This window comes from Propionimicrobium sp. PCR01-08-3, assembly GCF_030286045.1.
GTDB lineage: Bacteria > Actinomycetota > Actinomycetes > Propionibacteriales > Propionibacteriaceae > Brooklawnia.
Window position 1 is genome coordinate 1,179,571 of sequence record NZ_CP127390.1, and the last position, 18,390, is coordinate 1,197,960.

General features: G+C 65.4%; 18 protein-coding genes and 1 tRNA gene. 10 read left to right on the forward strand and 9 right to left on the reverse strand.

The annotated features are described in order from the left end of the window. Positions 1-120: 120 nt before the first annotated feature. Together QQ658_RS05420 and QQ658_RS05425 are read right to left on the reverse strand one after the other, a co-directional pair. On the reverse strand, positions 121-1,470 hold the full coding sequence (locus QQ658_RS05420) for a M16 family metallopeptidase (protein WP_286026640.1): 1,350 nt from the start codon (positions 1,468-1,470) through the stop codon (positions 121-123). Then, positions 1,467-2,762 (reverse strand): M16 family metallopeptidase, encoded by a 1,296-nt coding sequence (locus QQ658_RS05425; protein WP_286026641.1) that lies wholly within the window; start codon positions 2,760-2,762, stop codon positions 1,467-1,469. The genes QQ658_RS05420 and QQ658_RS05425 overlap by 4 nt, the downstream gene beginning before the upstream one ends. 176 nt (positions 2,763-2,938) lie before the next feature. Here QQ658_RS05425 and QQ658_RS05430 point away from each other — a divergent pair, with 176 nt between their 5' ends. Continuing rightward, positions 2,939-4,168, forward strand: coding sequence for an Nramp family divalent metal transporter (locus tag QQ658_RS05430; RefSeq protein ID WP_286026642.1), 1,230 nt, complete (start codon positions 2,939-2,941; stop codon positions 4,166-4,168). Positions 4,169-4,231: 63 nt separating this feature from the next. Here the strand turns inward: QQ658_RS05430 and QQ658_RS05435 are convergent. After that, positions 4,232-4,305, reverse strand: a tRNA-Met gene (locus QQ658_RS05435). A gap of 280 nt (positions 4,306-4,585) precedes the next feature. Between QQ658_RS05435 and QQ658_RS05440 the strand changes: the two genes are divergently transcribed. The 6 genes from QQ658_RS05440 to serA are packed head-to-tail and all read left to right on the forward strand — an operon-like array spanning position 4,586 to position 10,768. After that, the gene (locus QQ658_RS05440; protein ID WP_286026643.1) at positions 4,586-6,091 is read left to right on the forward strand and encodes an ABC transporter substrate-binding protein; all 1,506 of its coding nucleotides are present in this window, start codon (positions 4,586-4,588) and stop codon (positions 6,089-6,091) included. 12 nt (positions 6,092-6,103) lie between these two features. Beyond that, positions 6,104-7,090 carry an ABC transporter permease gene (locus QQ658_RS05445; RefSeq protein WP_502928936.1) on the forward strand — a complete coding sequence of 329 codons (987 nt, stop codon included), beginning with the start codon at positions 6,104-6,106 and terminating at the stop codon, positions 7,088-7,090. Continuing rightward, positions 7,090-7,911 carry an ABC transporter permease gene (locus QQ658_RS05450; protein ID WP_286026644.1) on the forward strand — a complete coding sequence of 274 codons (822 nt, stop codon included), beginning with the start codon at positions 7,090-7,092 and terminating at the stop codon, positions 7,909-7,911. Before QQ658_RS05445 ends, QQ658_RS05450 begins: the two co-directional genes overlap by 1 nt. A gap of 5 nt (positions 7,912-7,916) precedes the next feature. Then, a complete protein-coding gene (locus QQ658_RS05455) occupies positions 7,917-8,762 on the forward strand; it encodes an ABC transporter ATP-binding protein (RefSeq protein ID WP_286026645.1) in 846 nt (281 codons plus the stop codon). Continuing rightward, complete coding sequence (locus QQ658_RS05460) at positions 8,752-9,537, forward strand: ATP-binding cassette domain-containing protein (protein WP_286026646.1); 786 nt, start codon at positions 8,752-8,754, stop codon at positions 9,535-9,537. Before QQ658_RS05455 ends, QQ658_RS05460 begins: the two co-directional genes overlap by 11 nt. 40 nt (positions 9,538-9,577) lie before the next feature. Beyond that, positions 9,578-10,768 (forward strand): phosphoglycerate dehydrogenase, encoded by a 1,191-nt coding sequence (gene serA, locus QQ658_RS05465; protein ID WP_286026647.1) that lies wholly within the window; start codon positions 9,578-9,580, stop codon positions 10,766-10,768. 221 nt (positions 10,769-10,989) lie between these two features. Here the strand turns inward: serA and QQ658_RS05470 are convergent, their stop codons facing one another. Genes QQ658_RS05470 through QQ658_RS05485 form a run of 4 tightly spaced genes read right to left on the reverse strand, consistent with a single transcriptional unit; the run spans position 10,990 to position 14,800 of the window. After that, positions 10,990-11,826, reverse strand: a complete 837-nt coding sequence (locus QQ658_RS05470; protein ID WP_286026648.1) for an inositol monophosphatase family protein — start codon at positions 11,824-11,826, stop codon at positions 10,990-10,992. A gap of 9 nt (positions 11,827-11,835) precedes the next feature. Continuing rightward, complete coding sequence (rsgA, locus tag QQ658_RS05475; RefSeq protein WP_286026649.1) at positions 11,836-12,858, reverse strand: ribosome small subunit-dependent GTPase A; 1,023 nt, start codon at positions 12,856-12,858, stop codon at positions 11,836-11,838. Continuing rightward, positions 12,855-14,177 carry a 3-phosphoshikimate 1-carboxyvinyltransferase gene (aroA, locus tag QQ658_RS05480; protein WP_502928951.1) on the reverse strand — a complete coding sequence of 441 codons (1,323 nt, stop codon included), beginning with the start codon at positions 14,175-14,177 and terminating at the stop codon, positions 12,855-12,857. The genes rsgA and aroA overlap by 4 nt, the downstream gene beginning before the upstream one ends. Then, the gene (locus tag QQ658_RS05485) at positions 14,174-14,800 is read right to left on the reverse strand and encodes a DoxX family membrane protein (RefSeq protein ID WP_286026651.1); all 627 of its coding nucleotides are present in this window, start codon (positions 14,798-14,800) and stop codon (positions 14,174-14,176) included. The genes aroA and QQ658_RS05485 overlap by 4 nt, the downstream gene beginning before the upstream one ends. A gap of 236 nt (positions 14,801-15,036) precedes the next feature. Here QQ658_RS05485 and QQ658_RS05490 point away from each other — a divergent pair, with 236 nt between their 5' ends. Together QQ658_RS05490 and QQ658_RS05495 are read left to right on the forward strand one after the other, a co-directional pair. After that, the gene (locus tag QQ658_RS05490) at positions 15,037-15,648 is read left to right on the forward strand and encodes a sigma-70 family RNA polymerase sigma factor (protein WP_286026652.1); all 612 of its coding nucleotides are present in this window, start codon (positions 15,037-15,039) and stop codon (positions 15,646-15,648) included. Beyond that, positions 15,641-15,916, forward strand: a complete 276-nt coding sequence (locus QQ658_RS05495) for a zf-HC2 domain-containing protein (protein ID WP_286026653.1) — start codon at positions 15,641-15,643, stop codon at positions 15,914-15,916. Before QQ658_RS05490 ends, QQ658_RS05495 begins: the two co-directional genes overlap by 8 nt. Positions 15,917-16,166: 250 nt before the next feature. Here QQ658_RS05495 and QQ658_RS15525 read toward each other — a convergent pair whose 3' ends face one another. Further along, entirely contained in the window at positions 16,167-16,241 is a 75-nt protein-coding gene (locus tag QQ658_RS15525) for a 50S ribosomal protein bL37 (protein ID WP_502928952.1), read from the reverse strand. Positions 16,242-16,579: 338 nt separating this feature from the next. Between QQ658_RS15525 and QQ658_RS05500 the strand changes: the two genes are divergently transcribed. Then, positions 16,580-18,055, forward strand: a complete 1,476-nt coding sequence (locus tag QQ658_RS05500; RefSeq protein WP_286026654.1) for a sensor histidine kinase — start codon at positions 16,580-16,582, stop codon at positions 18,053-18,055. Between the two features lie 17 nt (positions 18,056-18,072). On the opposite strand, the gene QQ658_RS05505 is transcribed toward QQ658_RS05500, so the two are convergent. Beyond that, positions 18,073-18,324, reverse strand: coding sequence for a WhiB family transcriptional regulator (locus QQ658_RS05505; protein ID WP_286026655.1), 252 nt, complete (start codon positions 18,322-18,324; stop codon positions 18,073-18,075). Between the last annotated feature and the right edge of the window lie 66 nt (positions 18,325-18,390).

Consider the following 18,390-nt stretch of genomic DNA (forward strand, 5'->3'; position numbering starts at 1 on the left):
CCGCCGTCAAACCCCATGATGACCACGACTGGTCGGCGAAGCTACGTATTTTTCGCGGTGTGCTGTCTTCGATGGCGGCCGACAACGGATTCAATGGACGCTGATTACCGCTAAATGTGTTCAGCCCTCGATCGTCACGACCTCGGCCGCAAGCCCCTGAGCGTCCAGGTCGTCGAGCAGTTGTTCCGCATCTCCGCAGACCACGATGCTGAGCTGATCGGGCCGCACCGTACCAGCGAAAGCCGAGGTCGCCTGCTCGGCCGAGATCGCAGCGATCTCGGCTTGCTGCTGGTTGAACCAGGACGCGGCGAGCCCCGTGCCGGCGAGCACCGAGGCCTCGTCGGCGATCGCGTCGGCGGTCTGGAAACGCAGCGGGGCGATGCCGAGCAGGAAGTTCTTGGCGTCGACGATCTCGGCGTCGGTGAACGGCGCGTCGGCCACCCTCAGCAGATCGACCGCTGCGCGGGCGGCTGCCGCACTCACCTCGGTGCGGCAACTGGTCTGCAGCACGAAGCTGCCCGCATTGCGTAGCGGCCGGAACCCGGCATAGGCGCCGTAGGTATAGCCGCGCTCCTCACGCAACACCCGGTTGACCCGGGAACCGAATGATCCCCCGATCGCGCAGGCGCCCACCTGGAGGGCGGCCCAGGTGGGATCTCTCCGGTCGGGGCCGAACGACCCGATGCGCAGATCGGCTTGCACCGCGTCCGGACGATCGATCACCCAGATCACCGGCGTCTGCGGATTGCGTCCGGTGGTCTCGTGCTCGGCTTTCTCACCGGTCGCCGCCCAGCCGCCGAATGCGTCGGACGCCAGGTCAGCCACGCCTGCGGGCAGCTCGCCGGCGATGATGATGGTGGCCCGGTCAGGGCGCCACCAGCGATCGTGAAATTCGGCCACATCGTCGCGGGTGATGGCCTGGACGCTCGCGACGCGTCCGGCAGCCGGACGCCCCACCCGGGTGCCCCGGCCGAAGATGGCGTCCTGGAATCCGAGTTGCGCCACCGACGAACTACGCGCCAGGGTCTGCTCGATCTCCGCGAGCCGCAGCGCTCGATGCCGCTCGATGTCTGCGGTGTCGTAGGCCGGGCGAGTGATGATCTCCGCGAGCAGCCGCAGCGCCGGGCCGAGCTGGGTCGCCGCAGCCTCCATCCGGCACACGGTCGAAGACTGCCGGGCGGTTCCGCTGTACAGAGCGCCGATGTCTTCGACGGCCTCGGCGAGGGCGGTGCCGGGGTGGGGAAGGGTGCCCTCGTCGCTGGCGTTCACGGCGATGGTGGCGCACCCTTCCTTGGCGGCCGGTTCGCAGCTGAGCGGGGCGTCCAGCACGACCTGGGTGCTGATCACGTACTGGCCGGGCAGGTCGTAAAGCCACAGCCGTGCGCCGTTGTCGAGGGCGATCTCGGTGGGTTCGGTGAGCGACCAGGGGTGGGCCTGCCCCACGATGGGACGGACAGGTGCGGCGGTCATGCCTGATTCCTTTCTGCGACCTCGTAGCGCAAGGTCGCGCGGGCCGCCGAGTCGAGCCAGCGTGCGGCCGCACGGGTGATGTCTGCCGGTTCGAGTTGCTCGATCTCCGCGAGCTCACGATTGATGCGTCCGGGATCATCGAAAAGGGTCGCATAGTAACTGAGCTGATCGGCCCGTTCGCCGATGGGTGCGAGGGCCGACAACCATTCACGTTCGAAGCCGGCCTTGGCCCGGGCGAGCTCGTCGTCGCGGGGACCGTGCTCGGCCAGGTCGATGATGGTTTCCAGCACCGCATCCTCGATCCGGGCGAGCTCGACTCCCTCGCGGGCACGCACGGCAACCATTCCCAGCGATGTTCCTCTGGACAGGCCGAAGTCGTCGGCGCCGACCGCTTCGGCCAGCTCCCGGTCGCGGACCAGTTGACGGTAGAGCCTGGAGGTCATGCCATCGGACAGCAGCGAGAAGAGGACCTCCACGGCCAACCGGTCGGGATGATCAAGGGCAGGGGTGCGCCAGCACAGCTCGATCATCGGCCGCGGCACGTCGCGATGCACCACGAGTTCGGGTAGTCCATGATGCGGGGGCAACGGGTCGGGTTGCCTGTTGACGGCACCGGCGGCACCGGCGGCACCGGGCAGATGCCCGAAGTAGCGGTCCGCCCACTCGCGGCCCTGATCGGTGCTGAGCGCCCCCGACAGCGTCAGCACGGCGGTGCCGGGTTGATACCAGGTGCGGTAGAAGGCCCGCACGTCGTCCAAGGTGGCGGCGTCCAGGTCGGTCATCGAACCGATCGCGGAATGCGCGTAAGGGTGATGTTCGGGAAAATTGAGTTGCAGAAGCAGTTCGAGTTGATCGCCGTAGGGCACGTTGTCATAGCGCTGGCGTTTTTCTTCCTTGACCACTTCACGCTGGGTGTCGAGGTTGTGCTGGTCGACGTCGAGGCCGGCCATTCGGTCGGCTTCCAGCCAGAGTGCCAACTCGGTGGCCTGGGTGCCGATGGTTTCGAAGAAGTTCGTCCGGTCGAAGCTGGTGGTGGCATTCGCGGAGCCGCCAACGGCCTGGATCTGTGCGAGATGCTCCCCAGAGGCAACATGTGTCGATCCCGCGAACATGAGGTGCTCGAACAGGTGAGCAAATCCGGTGGCCCCGACCGCTTCGTCGGCCGAGCCGACGCGATACCAGAGATTCACCGCGACGCCGGGGGCCAGCGGGTCAGGGTTGGTCACCACCCGTAGCCCGTTGTCGAGAGTGGTGTCATCGACCGGATAGTGCAGTCGGGTGATGTCAGGCATGAAATGCATGCTATCCAAGCCGGCACACGGGTTGCGTCCGGACGCTGCTGGTGGAGCCTTGAACGCCTGGCGGCTTGCCCAGGTTGTCGGCTCCGGCGGCGGGAGATCAAGCCGGGCCCCTAGAATGCGGCTGGGAGGTATCTACTTTGCAGCCAGTCGAACAAGGTCCCCATCCGATGGGCTTCAAACGAGTGATCTCGTTGCTCGGACCGGCCTTCGTGGCATCGGTTGCCTACGTCGACCCGGGCAACGTCGCCGCCAATATGTCCGCCGGTGCAGACTATGGCTATCTGCTCGTCTGGGTGCTGGTCAGTGCCTGTCTGATGGCGATGGTCGTGCAATACCTCTCCGCCAAGCTCGGGTTGGTGACCGGACGCTCGCTGTCGGGCCTGGTGAAGGATTCGCTGGCCCGCCACCCCCGCGCTCGGACGATGCAGACGGGATTCGCGGTTCAGGCGATCGTGGTGGCCATCGCCACCGATGTTGCCGAAGTGATGGGCGGGGCCATCGCGATGAATCTGCTCTTCGGGCTGCCCGGCTGGCTGGGTGGGCTGATCGTCGTCGTGGTGTCGCTGCTCTGGCTGGGCTTCATGCGTGCGCGCGGCGAACGGGCGCTCGACATCGGGGTGACCCTGGTGCTGCTGATCATCGCCGTGGGCTTCCTGGTCTCGCTGTTCTGGGCGCCGCCCGACCCTGCCGGTGTGGTGGGAGGTCTGGTCCCCAGATTCGGCGACGCCGGTTCCGTATCGATCGCGGCCGCCATGCTCGGGGCCACCGTGATGCCGCACGCGATCTACCTGCACTCGACGCTGGCCATCGACCGGCACCGTCCGCTGGGACGACTGGACATGCCGCTGAAGGAACTCTTGTTCGTGCAGCGGGTCGATGTCGGTGCCTCGCTGGTCATCGCGGGCACGGTGAATGTGGCGATGCTGCTCTTCGGAGTGACGATCTTGAGCGGCGTGCCGCACACGGACGCCGTGATGGCGGCCTACGGCGTGCTCAACGCGGAGATCGGCAGGTTGCCGGCGGTGATCTTCGCCATCGGTCTGCTGGCCTCCAGCGTTGGTTCGGCCGTGGTGGGCACCCACGCCGGTTCGTCGATCATGTACGACCTGCTGCCCTGGAAGATCGACAGCCGGCTCCGCCGGGTGGCGACGGTGTTACCGTCGCTGATTCTGCTGGCGGCCGGAGTGAACGCGACCGCCGCGCTGGTGGGCAGCCAGCTGATCCTGAGTTTCGGCATCGGTTTCGCCCTGATCCCGCTGGTGTGGTTCACCGGCAGTCCGCGGTACATGGGGGAGTACACCTCGGGTAAGTGGCTGAAGATCATCTCGATCCTCATCGCGGTGCTGGTGCTCGCGCTGAACGTGGCCGTGATCGTGATGACCATCGCCGATATCTGAGCCGGTGCCGGGCATAGTAAAAGGCTCCTGACCAGCATTTCTGCTGGTCAGGAGCCTTGTTCGTAGCGGGGACAGGATTTGAACCTGTGACCTCTGGGTTATGAGCCCAGCGAGCTACCGAGCTGCTCCACCCCGCGTCGACTTGAAGAACCTTAGCCCGGATCTTTCGGGGATTCAAATCGCGCGGTTGTTTTTTGTTCGACTGCTGTCAAGCATGCCGGGGTCATCCGATGGGCACCTGGGAATGCGAGTTCGGATCGAGCCTGCCGCCGAGTTGGCGCTCGGCCCGATGATCGGTTGGCGTTCGGGCAATCGACGCGGGTGTTTGTGGCTGTTGGTGCCTGTCTTGGCCGGGTTCAGGGTGATCCGGGGTAAACTCATCCGGGTCTACCGATGAGCGTCAGGAGCCAACCAGACATGACCAGGGTTTCCCGCAGAATAGCTACGGTACTGATCTGCCTGCTCGCAGTTGTGCTCGGGGCGTGTGGTCCGGGTACGAGCGAGCCGGCGGAGCGTCAGCTCGTTATCGGCACCTCCGCTGCGCCGAATTCCATGGATCCGACGACTTCGGATGCCGCCGCGATTTCGGAGGCTTTGCTGTACAACGTCTACGAGACACTGTTGAAGATCGACGGCGACGGCAATTATCAGCCGCTGCTCGCCAGCGACTGGTCGGTTTCGTCCGACGGACTGGTGTACACCTTCAATCTGCGTCCACAAGCCCAGTTCGCCAGTGGCACCAAGGTGTCGGCGGACGCGGTGATCACCTCGATTCAGCGGATCATCGACGACGACGCGGTGCTGCCGGTGCTGAAAGAGGCCATGAAGCCACTCGCATCGATGCGGGCGGTCGATGACGACACCGTTGAGTTCACGCTCAGCGAGCCGTCCCAAAGCTGGCTTTTCGCGATGTCGCAGCGCGCCGGCATCATCATCGATCCCGACCATCTCGACCAGTTGACCACGACACCGGCCGGCTCCGGCCCGTTCATGTTCTCGAACTGGACGGAGGGGGATTCGGTCACGTTAGTCCGCAACGACTCCTATTGGGGCACCGACACCAAGCTCGCGGGCATCACCTTCAAGGCCTACGACGACGCGAACGCCATGAATGCCGCAATGCTCGCCGGTCAGCTGGACATCATCTCGAATGTCGCCGCCCCGCAGGCACTCGACCAGTTCCAGACCGACCAGTTCACCGTTCTCGAAGGCACCACGACCGCAGAGGTCGTGCTCGGCTTCAACCAGCAGGTGGAGTCCCTGCAAGATGTGAAGGTGCGTCAGGCGATCAACTATGCGATCGACAGGCAGGCGCTCGTCGATGCCGTGTGGGGTGGCAAGGGCGAACTGATCGGGTCGATGGTGCCGCCCACCGACCCCTGGTATGAAGATCTGTCGGGGCAGTATCCCTACGATCCCGACAAGGCACGGGAGCTGCTGGACGAGGCGGGCGCGACCGGGCTGAACCTGCGGATGCGCGTCCCGAGCCTGCCCTACGGACCTGGGGTGGGCAGCTATGTCGCGAGCCAGCTGCAGGCCGTCGGCATCAACGTCACCGTGGACGAACTGGAGTTCCCGGCCACCTGGGTCGACCAGGTGATGTACCAGTCGAACTACGATCTGACGGTGGTCGCCCACGCCGAACCACGAGACATCGCCAACTTCGCCAATCCCGACTACTACTGGCACTACGACAATCCGCAGTTCCAGGAGTTGCTCGAACAAGCCGACAAGGCCCCCAACACCGACGAAGAGATCCCCTTGATGAAGCAGGCCGCGCGCATCCTGTCGGACGACGCCGCCGCCGACTTCCTCTGGCTGTTGCCGAACCTGGTCGTCACCAAGTCGGATATCACCGGAGTCGACCAGAATCGCGCGTCGCTCAGCTTCGACATGACCGGGGTCAGCGCGCCGGCCGCGTAAGACGGAGATGCTGTGAAATCTCGGCGCGCCACCGGCACCGGCCGGCTCATTGCTCGTCGCCTCATCTGGTTTGCGCTCAGCATGCTGGTGGCGTCCGTGGTTGTCTTCGGGCTGCTCAACCTGCTGCCCGGGAACGTGGCCGGGGTGATCCTAGGCCCCAACGCCACCCAGCAGGCCGTCGACGCTCTGCGGGAGCAACTCGGGCTCGACCAGAACATCGCCGTGCGGTATCTGCATTGGCTTGGGGGCATGCTCACCGGCGATCTCGGATCGTCCGCTCTCACCGGGGCTCCGGTCAACCCGGTGATCGCCGACAAGTTCGCGGTCACGCTATCGCTGGTGCTGCTCGGCATGCTGGCGGCCGTCCTGATCGCCTTGCCCGTCGGGATCTTCGCCGCGTTGCGCCGCAGCCACGCCGACGGATTGGCGGTGTCGGGACTCAGCCAGGTGGGCATGGCCGTCCCGGTCTTCGTCGTGGGCATCGCGCTCAGCGTGCTGGTCGGGGCCAAACTGCAGTGGTTGCCCGCCAACGGGTACGTGACGATGAGCACCTCGCCCGGACAGTGGCTAACACACCTGATCCTGCCGGCGCTGACCCTCGGGCTGGTGCAGTCGGCCGTGCTGGTGCGCTATGTGCGCTCCGCGTTCATCGACGTCATCGGGCAGGACTACTACCGCACCGCCCGGGCGATCGGCTGGCGGCGCTGGCCGGCACTGCTGCGCCACGGGCTGCGCAATGCTGCCTTGCAGATCGTGACCGTGCTCGGGCTGCAGCTGTCGACACTGTTCGTCGGCGCGGTGGTCGTCGAGAGCGTGTTCGTGCTGCCCGGCTTGGGCGGCTACCTGGTGCAGATGGTGGCCAATCGCGACCTGCCCGTCGTCCAATCGATCGTGATGATCCTGGTCGGCCTGGTTCTGGTGATCAATCTGCTGGTCGACCTCAGCTACACGCTGATCGACCCCCGGCTGCGGGCCGGCGATGATGAGGTGGATGACTGATGCGGCGCAACCCGACCCTGGTCGCAGGCCTGGCGATGGTCGGCCTGGTGGTGGTCTTCGCCCTGATCTCCGCAGTGTGGACGCCCTTCAACCCGACCGAGGTGACCCCCGATCGGATGCTGGCGCCCAGTGCGGCCCACCTGATGGGAACCGACGGATTCGGCCAGGACATTTTCAGCCGGGTGCTGGTGGGGGCACGCAGCTGCCTGCTGGTGGGTGTGGTCGCCGTCGGCATCGGCGCAATGATAGGCGTGCCGCTCGGCATGATCTCGGCGGTGAAGCAGCACAGCTGGGCCGGGGCCGTGATCATGCGGGCAACCGACATCGTCTATGCGTTTCCGGCTCTGCTGCTGGCCATCATCTTGGCGGCCGCCCGCGGCTCGGGATCGACCTTGACGGCCATGACCGCGATCGGCATCGCCTCCATACCGGCGTTCGCGAGGGTCACCCGCAGCGCCTCCCTGCAAGTGCTGAGCCAGGACTACATCGTGGCGGCACGCAGTGCGGGCATCACCGCCGGTGGCATCATCGTGCGGCACATCTTGCCGAACGTGCGGCAGACGGTGCTCGTCCAGGCTTCGGTGAGTTTCGGGCTGGCAATCCTGGCCGAGGCATCGCTGAGTTACCTGGGGCTCGGTACGCCGCCCACCACCCCGACCTGGGGCCGGATGATCTACGAATCGCAGCCCTATCTGTATTCCGATCTCAACCTCGCGCTGTGGCCCGGGCTGTTCATCGCGGTGGCCGTGCTCGGCTTCAACCTGCTCGGCGATGGATTGCGCGAACTCCTCGACCCCACGCTCAAAGATCTCGGACGGTGACCGCGATGACCGAAGAGCTGTTGAGTATCGACGAGTTGAGCGTCCGCTTCCGTGGCAGTGCGAGGCCCGCACTCGATCAGATTTCGCTACGCGTCGGCAGAGGCGAACGCCTCGGGCTGATCGGCGAATCCGGGTCGGGGAAGTCGGTGACCGCCTTGGCCGTGATGGGCTTGCTGGCCGACAATGCGCGGTGCGCCGGCTCGATCCGGTGGCGGGGACGCGAGCTGCTCGGGATGCACGATGCCGACTACTCGAAGGTGCGCGGCGAACAGATCTCGATGGTCTTCCAGGAGCCGATGACCGCCCTCGACCCGACCATGCGCACCGGACGACAGGTCGCCGAGGTCGTGCGGCTGCACGATTCCGCCCCCAGCGGGGCGGCCCGTGACAGGGTGTTGGAGACTTTGGCCCAGGTCGGCATCGGTGACCCGGCCCGGGTCGCCGACAGCTACCCGCATCAGCTGTCCGGAGGGCAGCGGCAGCGCGTGCTGATCGCGATGGCGATGATCAACACCCCCGATCTGCTGATCTGCGACGAACCGACCACGGCTCTCGACGTCACGGTGCAGGCCAAGGTCCTCGAATTGCTGCGGCACGGTCTCGACCAGGCCGGATCGGCCCTGCTGTTCATCAGCCACGATCTGGCGGTGGTGAGTCAGATGGTCGATCGGATAGCCGTCATCTTTGGCGGCCGGGTCGTGGAGGCCGGCACCCGGGCCCAGATCTTGGAGAACCCGCAGCATCCCTACACCGCCGGACTGATCGCCACCGCCGATCTGGCCGGCGTCCGACCGGGTGGACGATTGCCGGTGCTCGATGACTTCTGGAGGAGGCCGCACGATGAGCACTGAGCCGGTTTACCGCGTCCGTGATCTGGTGCGGATCTTCAGCCACGGCGCGCAGCCGGTGACCGCCGTCGATCGGCTGAGTTTCGACATTCCCGCGGGACAGCGGCTGGGCATCGTGGGGGAGTCCGGCTCGGGCAAATCCACCCTGATCCGGATGATGGCTGCTCTGCGCCGCCCGACCAGCGGCGATGTGGTCTTCCAAGGCCGCTCGATCGTCGGACGCAAGGAATCGGAGCTGACCTGGCTGCGCCGCGGCGTCCAACTGGTGTTTCAGGATCCCCACTCGTCGCTGGATCCCCGGATGAAGGTACAGGACATCATCGCAGAACCGCTGCGTTCCAAGATCTGGCGGGGCAGCGCGCGGCCCGATCCGGCGCAGCGAGTCAGCGAATTGATGGCCCAGGTGGGACTGGACCCCGGCGACCGCAATCGCTACCCGCACCAGTTCAGCGGAGGCCAGCGGCAACGGATTGCCATCGCCCGGGCGCTAGCTCCCAGTCCCGAGGTGCTGATCGCGGACGAGGCGGTCTCCGCCCTCGACGTCAGTGTGCGCGCCCAGGTGCTCAATCTCTTCGCGGAGCTGGTCGCAGAACACGGTCTGACTTTGGTCTTTGTCAGCCACGATCTGTCGGTGGTCAGGCATATGTGTGATGCCGTGCTGGTCATGCAGGCCGGCCGTATCGTGGAGTCCGGGCCGATCGAGCAGATCTATTCGGACCCGCAGCACGCCTACACCCGCCAGCTGCTCGCGTCCGTGCCGCGTTTGCGCCGCGGATGAACGATCGGGCTCCCGCCTGATCCCCCTACAATGGGTCGACGTGAAAGCCCTGCTGTTGGAGAACATCCATCCCGAAGCCACCCGCATTCTCACCGAGGCCGGCTATGAGGTCGAGAATCGCCGAGGTGCGCTGGCCGAGAGCGAACTCATCGAAGCCCTGGCCGGAGTCAGCCTGCTCGGCATCCGGTCGCGCACCCAGATCACGCCGAAGGTGGTGGAGCACGCACCGGATCTGCAGGCCATCGGGGCGTTCTGCATCGGCACCAACCAGATCAACCTCAAGTCGACCGCACGGGCCGGCATCGCCTGCTTCAACGCTCCCTACAGCAACACCCGAAGCGTGGTCGAACTGGCGATGGCCGAGATCGTGGCTCTCGCCAGGCACCTGACCGACAAGAACAAGCAGATGCACGACGGCCTGTGGGACAAGTCGGCCGCGGGCTCTCACGAGGTCCGCGGACGCATACTCGGGCTGGTCGGTTACGGCAACATCGGCTCCCAGCTTTCGGTGCTCGCCGAGGCCTTCGGCATGAAGGTGCTGTTCTACGACATCGCCGACAAGCTGGCCCTGGGCAACGCCGAACGCGTCGACACCCTCGACGAGTTGCTGGAACGGGCCGAGACCATCAGCGTGCACGTCGACGGACGGGCCGCCAATGCGAAGCTGTTCGGGGCGGACGAATTTGCCAAGATGCGCCCGCGTTCGTTGTTCCTCAATCTGTCCCGCGGTTTCGTCTTCGAGCCTGCCGCGCTGGCGGCCGCGGTGCGCTCCGGGCACATCGCCGGTGCCGCGGTCGATGTTTATCCGACCGAGCCGAAGGCCGCCGGTGATCCGTTCCACAGCGAATTGCAGGGGCTGCCGAACGTGATCCTGACTCCGCACGTCGGCGGCTCGACCAAGGAGGCCCAGGTCGACATCGGCCGTTTCGTCGCGACGAAGCTGCTCGACTACTTGGGCACCGGCTCCACGCTGATGAGCGTGAATCTGCCGCACGTGCAGGTGTCGCCTCAGCAGGGCACCAGGGTGCTGCACATTCACCGTAACGTGCCGGGCGTGCTGGCCCGGCTGACCCAGTCGCTCAGCACCCACGAGGCAAATATCGCCTTCCAGGCGCTGAACACCAACCCCGAGGTCGGCTATGTGGTGACCGACGTCACCTCGGCGCGTCCGGGCCTGATCCAGGAGCTCAAAGAGATTCCCGACACCGTCCGGGTACGCCGGATCGACTGAGAGTTTGGTGGGTGGGCGGTTGGGTCGCCGACGCAAACCGAGAACAGAGGTTCGCTTTTCGGCGACCCAAACCAAACCACCCACATGGTCAGCTGAGTAAGACGGTTTGTGGTTGCCGACGTTCGCGCAAAAGATAAGCTCACTTTCCGGCAACCACAATCGCCCATATAGGTATGCGTCTGGTGCTTTGCGCCGGAAGATCTACCAGTTCGCCGGAAGAATCAGCGGTCCGGCAGCGGCATGATGATGCCGGTGGTCTCCTCATAGGTCTCTTGAACCAGCGCCAGGCGCTCGACAAGTTCGTCGTGCAGCGGCCCGTTGGACCCGATCGCTCCCGGTCCGTAGGAGCCGTCGTTGCCGTCCAGGTCGGTGAACCGGCCACCGGCCTCCCGGACGATCACGTCGAGCGCGGCCTTGTCCCAGAGACTAAGCTCGGGCTCGGCCGCGGCGTCCACCACACCTTCCGCGACCAGCATGTAGCTCCAGAAGTCGCCGAAGCCACGCGTCCGATGGGCGTCGCGCAGCAGGTCGACGAATCCTTGCCCGCGCCCCGAGGTGATCCAGCCACCCAGCGATGAGTAGGAGACGAAGGCATCGCTTACTTTCCGCACCGCTGAAGTGTGAATGCGCTCGGCCTTGAGGATCGATTTACCGGCGAATGCGCCATCGCCTTCGGCGGCCCACCAGCGCCTGCCGAGCAGCGGGGCGCTGACCACTCCGACGCGCACCACGCCGTCGATCATCAAACCGATCAATGTTGCCCAGACCGGCACCCCGCGCACGTAGTTGGCGGTGCCGTCGATCGGATCGATGATCCACTGCCTGGGGCCGTAGCCGGTATCGGGCAGTTCCTCGCCCAGCACCGCGTCGCGTGGCCTGGAGGTCGCTAATAGCTTGCGCAAGGCCTCCTCGACGGCGCGGTCGGCATCGGTGACCGCGGTGTGATCCGGCTTCGACTCCACCTTCAGATCCTGAGCCTTGAACCTGGACTCGGTGATGGAGTCAGCGTTGTCGGCCAGCAGATGAGCCAGCCGCAGATCGTCAATATAGGAGGCCATGCCCCCACGTTATCGGGATTCACCCGCCAGGGGTTCACTGACCGCGCCGATGATCCGCCGAAACGATGCCAATCGCCCCGGATCAAGCAGGCCATCGGCGGCCGCGGCGTCGAGACCGCATTCCGGTTCGCCGGCAGTATGCGTGCACCCTCTGGGACAGCCCTTGGTGAATTCGGCCAGGTCGCCGAAGGCACCGAGCACCGACTGCGGCGTCACGTGGCTGAGCCCGAAGCTGCGCACACCGGGTGTATCGATCACCCAGCCGTCGGCGGTCGGCAGCTCCAGCGCGATCGCCGATGTCGAGGTGTGCCTGCCGCGCCCGGTGGTCTCGTTGACCGCCGCGGTGACGCGACCGGCATCGGGCACCAGTCGGTTGATCAGCGTGGACTTGCCGACTCCGGAGTGGCCCACCAGCACCGTGACATGATCGGCCAGCAATTCGTCGACCTCACGCAGATCCGAACCCGGTTGGGTGACCACGATCGGCACATCCAGTGGCCGGTAGCTCGCGATGATCTCATCGGGGCTGGCCAGATCGGCTTTGGTGAGGCAGATGATCGGTTCGATGGACGCATCGTAGGCGGCCACCAGGATCCGGTCGATCATGCCGGTCCGCGGCGGGGGATCGGCCAGCGCGCAGACGACCATCAGCTGATCCGCATTGGCGACCAGCGGACGCTCGCTGGGGTCATTGTCGTCGGCGGTGCGTCGCAGCACGGTCGCTCGTGGCCTGACCTCGACGATGCGGGCCAGGGTTCCCTCGCCGCCGCTGGTATCGCCGACCACACGCACCAGGTCACCGACGATGACGCCCTTGCGTCCCAATTGGCGGGCCTTGGTGGCGCTGACCATGTGACCGGTCGCAGCCATCTGGCAGCGGTACCGGCCGCGGTCGACGGTGATCACCCTGCCCAGCTCGGCTTTCGAATAGTCGGGCCGGTCCTTGGTGCGCGGACGCGTACGTTTCGCCGGCCTGCCGAAGCTGTCGGGATCGAGATCGGCGTAGGCGTCGCCGAGTCGGTGGCGGCTCACCGGGCGGTGCCTTCGGTCTGTTCGAGCATCCGGTCCCAGCGGGTCGTGAAATCGGGCATCGTCTTCGAGACAGCGCCGATGTCGTCCAGTTCGATGCCGGGTACCACCAGGCCGATCAGCGCGGCCAGATGAGCCAGCCGGTGATCGGCATAGGTGCGCAGCGTGCGGGTCGGTTCGAGGCCTGCGCCACCGGCTCCCGATCCTTCGATGACGAGCCCGTCCGCGGTCTGCCGTACGCGGCAACCGATGCTCGACAACTCGTTCTCGATGGCTTGGAGCCGGTCGGTCTCGTGTCCGCGGATGTGTGCCACGCCCGAGATCGTGGTGTCGCCGTTCGCGAAGACCGCCAAGGCGGCGACGACCGGGGTGAGCTCGCTGGCCTCGTGCAGGTCGATGGCGGCACCCTGCAACTCGCCGCAGGCCCTCGCGGTCAAACCGTCGGCGTCCAGGCTCGCCTCGGCACCCATCCGGCCCAAGATGTCGACGATCGATGCCCCGGGCTGAACGGTGTGGGCCGGCCAGCCAGGCACCCTCACTTCGCCCCTGCTGAGCACACCGGCGGCGAGAAAGACCGCAGCATTGGTGAGGTCCGGCTCGATGCGCTGATCTTTGGCCCTGATTGCCCCGGGCTTCACCCGCCAGCGTCCGGGCTGTGAATCGTCGACCTCGACACCACGGCTACGCAACATCTCGACGGTCATCGCGATATGCGGCAGCGACGGCACCGAAGCGCCGCGGTGAACCAGCTCGATACCGGAGGTAAATCGCGGCGCGGCGAGCAACAGGGCAGAGATGAACTGGCTCGAATCACTCGCATCGATGCACACCGATGGCCCGCTCAGGTGCTCTGGAGCGTCCATCACGAAGGGCAGCCGGTCGGCGTCGATGCGGACGCCCAGTTGCCCAAGACCGTCCAGCAGGGGCGCCATCGGACGCTCGCTTGCGCGCTCGTCACCGAAGAACCGAGTGGATCCGGGAGCGAGCGCAGCCACCGGGGGCACGAAGCGCATCACGGTGCCCGCCAGGCCGCAATCAATGCCGGCATCGGCCGCAGCGAACCGCAGCGGGGGTCTGACCCACACGACCGGCTCGTCATCGGCTGCCGGTTCGTCGATACCGACACCCAGACCGCGCAGGGCCGCGATCATCAACTCGGTGTCCCGGGCGGCCAAAAGGCCGGTCAACCGGCTCGGCGCGTCAGCCAGTGCTGCCAGCACCAGGGCACGGTTGGACTCGGATTTCGATCCCGGGACCGGACATAGCGCCCGTAGCCTTCGAGAGGCCACGGGCGCATGCCACACAGAGTCTTCCGCGCTCAGCGGACGGCGTCCTTTACCCCTGAGCGGACCTTCTTCGAGGCTGCCTGCGCCTTTTTGGACGCCGCCTGTGCCTTGCGCTGAGCCTTTTTCTGTGCGCGCTTGGCCTTCTTGGTGGCCTTCTTGCCCACCCGCTGGGCTTGTTGCTCCACGGCCTTACGGGCCTGCTGAGCGTGCTGGGTGGTTTCCCTCTTGGATTGCTCGGCACGCCAGGCGATGCCCGGGCGTCCGGCGGTGTCCTGGGTGGCGACCACGGTGCCACCCAACAGCGCCAACTGGGAGAACAATTCCGAGCGTCCCGAGGCACCCTGCCCGGCGGCGGAGACCACCCGGGGAACGGTGGCGCAAGCGAGGATGGCGGCGCCCGGACGCCTGCACCATCCCGTCGCATAGGCCAGACCGCCGACGATCTGGGCGATACCGAGGATGCGCGTCCAGGTGCGGGCATCGGCCGGCACCTTGTCGGCAACTTTCGGGGGCAACACCGACTGCACGGCCGGCACAACCGTGTCGATCGTGCCGGAGACCTGGTCGGTGGTCTTATCGGGTTTGGCGACCATCTGGTAGCCATCGGCGATGAAATAACTGGAGAACAGCGCGCGACCGGCGAAACGCAGCATTGACATAGTTCATTCCTACCTTGTCTGGGCCGCGAAGGCACGCTGTTGGCCGAGATCCGTCGATTTTTCCTGCTGCCGGGCCGGTTCGCCGAGGCAACGGGGCACCGGACGGGAATACCGGACCGCTTGGCCGCGTTTCAACTCACATGTCGGTGAGATTGCAGGAACGGTCAGCAGGGGTAGCCACCAGAAGTTCTGGGGGCTACTGCCCGATCCTGCGTGATTCGGTAGTCTTGGACTCGATGATCACTCCCAGTACCGATACCCGCGAAGTGGAGACCGAGGACGAACGCGCCGCTCGGTTCGAACGCGACGCCATGGCCTACCTCGACCAGCTCTACGGTGCTGCCTTGCGGATGACGCGGAACCCGACTGATGCCGAGGACGTCGTCCAGGAGACCTACACCAAGGCATTCAGCTCGTTCAAGCAGTTCACGCCGGGTACGAATTTGAAGGCCTGGCTCTACCGGATCCTCACGAACACCTATATCAATTCCTATCGCAAGAGCCAGCGTCAGCCCCAGACCAGCGGCTCTGCCGACGTCGAGGACTGGCAAGAGGCGCGCGCCGCCTCACACAGTTCCAGCGGCCTGCCTTCCGCCGAGCGTGAGGCGCTTGATCGGATGCCCGATCCGGCGGTCAACCAGGCGCTGGATTCGTTGTCTCCCGATTTCCGGGAGGTCGTGCTGTTGGCCGACGTCGAGGGATTCTCGTACAAGGAGATCGCCGAGATCATGGGAACTCCGATCGGCACAGTCATGTCACGTCTGAACAGGGCAAGAAGCCAGCTGCGGACGAAGCTGAGCGACTACGCGGCCACCATGGGGATCGGTCAGGAGCGCAAGGATGACTGAGGATCCGCAGCGGATGACCGAAGACCCCTGCACCTTCGCGATGCGTAGCGTGCACGCGTTTTTGCATGGTGAATTGCCCGAATCGACGGCGGACGAGATCCGCCAGCACCTGCTGGCCTGCGAACGATGCATGGACAACTTCGACGCCGAGCAGTTCATCGGTGCCATGCTGAGACGCTGCTATGGCCCCACCACTGCTCCGGCAGCGCTGCGGGTGCGGGTGTCGCGGCTCAGCCTGCACGTGGCCCACAGCGATCCGGGTGACTAGCAGCTCGTCTGCGGCGAACACGCCAGATTTGAATGAGCAGATAAAAAAAGAACGAGCAGATAGAAAAATGTCGGCCGGCGAGGTCATCTCGCGGCCGACATTTCTTGTACCTCAAGGCCCGTGGATCCATCGAACGGACTGCGGCGGGTGTGACGAAGAATCAGCGTGTCGCAGCGATCATTCTCCGAAGCGTCCCTCCCGCGGAACCAGATGAATCCGGACCCGGATCCGAATCGTTTCGGGCCCGGGCTCAGGCGTTGGGACGCTTGCCGTGGTTTGCGGAGTGCTTGCGACGATCGCGACGCTTGCGGCCACCTTTTCCCATGTTCGAGACCTCCAGATCTACCGGTGAATGCGCTGAACACGCGATCAACCATTTTGCCAAAACCTGAGATCAATCCCAAACCGTGCGGCAAACAGCTCGATTGCCCGGCCCTGCCGGCCTGCGTCCTGGCGCTCGTAGGCAGCCTTGCGATCACCGACCGTTCGCATCGGATCGAACCCATATCGAACCCATATCCGGCCCCGCGGACTCACCTCGACCCGCGGCCAGTTTCACCCATTGCAGGTATCGCCTAGCGTGCTTTTCAGCCTGCCGCGACCACCGCCACGGGATGGGACGCCCCGCGAACCGGTCTGCAGACGCCGTCTATGGTGGAAGTCATGCGGCGCCTGTCTGAGGTGATGAACACCTACTGTGGACTCTACGAGGCAGACAGGACATGGCTCACCTCGTTGGTCAGCGAATGGCAGTTGTTTGCCGACACGAGCTTTTCCGATCTCGTCTTGTGGCTGCCCGACGCGGACGACGACAACATCTTCTGGGCGGGGGCCCAGATTCGCCCGGTGACCGGTCCGACCGCGCTGGACGACGACGTGGTGGGCGAGGACATCCGCTATGAGGCCGACTCCATGGTGACCGCGGCGTATCTGAGCCACGAGATCATGGAGACGAGCGACAACAATCTTCGCGCCGGCATACCGGTCGATACCTGGGCCATCCCGATCATTCGGCACGACGAATGCATCGCGGTGGTGGAACGTCACACGAACCGGATGGGGGTGCGCGCCCCGGGCGCGCTGGAGGACACCTACCTCGCGGTCGCCGACGTGCTCAGCGCGATGCTATGGCATGGCGAGTTCCCGATCGATCCGCCGAGCGACCCGACGGCCAGCCCCCGCGTGGGTGACGGGTTGATGTGGGTCGACACCGACGGCACGATCCGCTACTGCTCGCCGAACGCGGTCAGCTGCATGCGCAAACTCGGTGCTGCCGGTGATCTGCTGGGTGACGACGTGCGTCATCTGCTGCCGGCGGTGACCGTGGAGTTCAATCGCGAGCGCGAAGGGGCGTCGTCCGGGCAACCGGTGCGGGCCGGCTGGGAAGTGACCGTGGAGCGGCCGCAGGCCAGCGTCCGATTGCGGATTCTGCCGCTCACCGAGGACGCGAACTGGGTGGCCACCATCGTGCTGTGCCGCGATGTCACCGTGCTGCGCGAACGCGAGCGCCAACTGGTGACCAAGGACGCGACCATTCGCGAGATCCACCACAGGGTGAAGAACAATCTGCAGACCGTGGCAGCGCTGCTGAGGCTGCAATCGCGCCGGATGAACAGTCCGGAGGGGCGCGATGCACTGCGGGACGCCCAGCGCCGCGTGCAGTCGATCGCGGCCGTGCACGAGATCCTTTCCCAGGGATTCGACGAGGCCGTCCCCTTCGATCAGATCGCCGACCGGATCTTGTTGATGGTGGGGGACGTCGCCTCAGCTGCGGGTCAGGTGATCGCTCGCCGCGAGGGAACGTTCGGCTCGGTGCCCGGCGACATCGCGACCTCGCTGTCGCTGGTGATGACCGAGCTATGCCAAAACGCGATCGAGCACGGCCTGCAGTCGAACAACGGAACGGTGATCGTGCATGCGGTGCATGAGCACAACAAGCTCATCCTGGAAGTGATCGACGACGGCGCAGGACTACCCGATGGCTTCGATCTGAGCGGTGCCAGCAGCCTGGGGCTGTCCATCGTGGCGACACTGGTGGGTGACCTGAACGGCGGATTCATGCTTCGGGACAACCAGGGCCGTCCCGGAGCCACCGCCCGCGTGGAGATCGAGCTTCGCGGCCCGCAAGCCCTCTCCTGAGTTTCTTGGGAGTTTCGTCAGCTGTTGCGCAGTCGGGCCCGAGAGGCGCGACGCTTCATGGCGCGGCGTTCGTCTTCTGACATCCCACCCCATACGCCGTGATCCTGTCCGGCTTCCAGCGCCCACTTCAGGCATTCTTCGCGTGCCTCGCAGCGCCGGCAGACCATCTTCGCCTCCTCGACCTGGGCCAGGGCAGGCCCCGTGTTGCCGATGGGGAAGAAAAGTTCCGGGTCTTCTGTCAGACAAGCTGCGCGGTGGCGCCAGTCCATGTGTGGGGACTCCTATTCGTTCGGTGAGATAAATCGCCAACCCGTTAACCTTGCCATGAATGATCA